Origin of the sequence: Streptomyces murinus, assembly GCF_002154555.1 — a bacterium.
In the GTDB taxonomy this organism is placed as follows: Bacteria; Actinomycetota; Actinomycetes; order Streptomycetales; family Streptomycetaceae; genus Streptomyces; species Streptomyces murinus.
Genome location: NZ_MUNF01000746.1, coordinates 1 through 2,049, shown reverse-complemented (window position 1 = coordinate 2,049; position 2,049 = coordinate 1). Strand labels below are relative to the sequence as shown.

Here is a 2,049-nt window from a genome sequence, read left to right as displayed (position 1 = left end):
GACGGTGGGTGAGAAGTCGGTTCCCCAGTACTCCTCGCACTCGGGCGCCAGCCGGGCGAGGAGCAACCCGGTACCCACGCCGATCTCCAGAACCCGGCCGGGCTTGAGCGCCCTGATCCGTTCGACCGTGGCCGCACGCCACTCCCGCATGTCGGGCAGCGGGATGGGCTCGCCGTCGTAACTGCTGTTCCATCCGGAGAAGTCCTCACCGAACTCCGAACCAGCCTCCGCGTAGAGCGAGTTGTAGAGGTCCTGCCACTCCCCGATCTGGCTCCGCTCCTTGTCGTCGCTGGCGGACGTCGTGTCGGTGTCCGCGACGACGTAGGCGATGAGGCGNNGATGTCGGGGTGGTCGGTGAGTACGGCCTCGATCTCGCCCGGTTCGATCCGGAACCCCCGGATCTTCACCTGGTGATCGGCGCGGCCCATGAACTCCAGTACGCCGTCAGGGTTTTGGCGCACCAGGTCGCCAGTGCGATACATCCGGCCGCCGGGCTCGGGGGCGTAGGGGTCGGCGATGAAACGCTCGGCGGTGAGACCGGGACGGTTCAGATAACCGCGGGCCAACCCCGCACCCGCGATGTGGAGTTCACCGGTGACACCGGGCACGACGGGTCGCAGTCCGGCGTCCAGGACATAGGTGCGCATGTTCGCCATCGGACGGCCGATGGGCACGACCGGACCACCGCTGTAGGGATGGGTGACAGGGTGGCAGGTGGCAAAGGTCGTCGTCTCCGTCGGCCCGTACCCGTCCACCACCGTCAGAGAAGGACATGCCTCCTGGACACGTCGCACGGAGGTGGCGGAGACCGCCTCCCCGCCGGTCCACACCTGCCGCACCGAGGCCAGACATTCGGGGGCGTGGTCGGCGACCACGTCGAACAGGGAACTGGTCAACCACAAAGCCGTGACCCGCTGCTCGCCGATGACCTGCTGAAGCGCGGGAACATCCAGGTCACCGGCCGGGGCGACCACCACGGTCCCACCGTTGAGGAGGGGCACCCACAGTTCGTAGGTCGAAGCGTCGAACGCGGTCGGCGAGTGCAACAGCACCCGCTCATGAGCCCGCCCCTCGAAACGAGGGTCCAGCGCCAGAGCCACGACATTACGGTGACTGACCACGATCCCCTTCGGGACGCCGGTCGAACCGGACGTGTACATCACATACGCGGCCGCGTCGGGATGGACGATGACCTCGGGGGCGCCGGGGTCGGCCGCAGGCAGGTCCGGAGAGGTCGGCCGGATCAACTCGCAGTCCTCAGCGCCTCGTCGGTGCTCCGAGAGGTCGTCGGTGACCAGCAGGCGGGCACCCGTGTCGGTGAGGACGCGGCGGATGCGTTCGGCCGGGTAGCGCTCATCGAGCGGCACATGGACGGCGCCGGCCTTCGTCAGCGCGAGCACGGTGATGACCGTCGCGACGGAACGCCGCAGAAGGACGGCGACGGAGTCACCGGGGCACACTCCCCTGACGATCAGCTCATGAGCGAACTGATTCGCGCGGGCGTCGAGTTCCGCGTACGTCAGGGAGGTGCCCCCCTCCGTGAGGGCGGGCGCATCCGGAGTTGCGGCCACCTGCCGTGCGAACAGCGCCGCGAGAGGGGCCTCAGGCAGGGGCAGGGCCGTGCGGTTGAAGTCGTCGACGGTCTCCCGGTGTTCCTCGTCGGAGAGGAGGCCGATCGTGCCGAGCGGCTGGTCGGGGTGGGTGGTGGCCGCGTCCAGCAGCCGGACCCAGCGGTCGAAGAGCGTCTGGACGGTGGGAGCGTCGTAGATGTCGCTGGAGTACTCGACGGCGCCCGTGATCCCCTCCGGTTCGCCGTGGGCGCCGCGTCGCTCGGCGAGGCTGAAGAACAGGTCGAACTTGGCCGTGTGGGTGCGTCCGGGCGCCACCTCGATGTGCAGACCGGGCAACTGGAAAGCCGCCTCCGGAGCGTTCTGGAGGGCCAACATGACCTGGAAGAGGGGGTGATGGGCGAGCGTACGGGTCGGGTTCAGGTGCTCGACCAAGTACTCGAAGGGCACGTCCTGATGCGCGTACGCGGCCAGCGATGTC

Annotated in this window: 1 protein-coding gene and 1 pseudogene; both read right to left on the bottom strand. The window is 68.5% G+C overall.

From position 1 onward, the window contains the following. Positions 1-1,571: amino acid adenylation domain-containing protein (locus tag CCN72_RS34305; RefSeq protein WP_483027293.1), on the bottom strand; the 1,571-nt coding region annotated here is incomplete at its 3' end. Positions 1,572-1,703: 132 nt separating this feature from the next. Then, positions 1,704-2,018, bottom strand: a pseudogene (locus CCN72_RS41785) (condensation domain-containing protein); the annotation flags it as partial. Between the last annotated feature and the right edge of the window lie 31 nt (positions 2,019-2,049).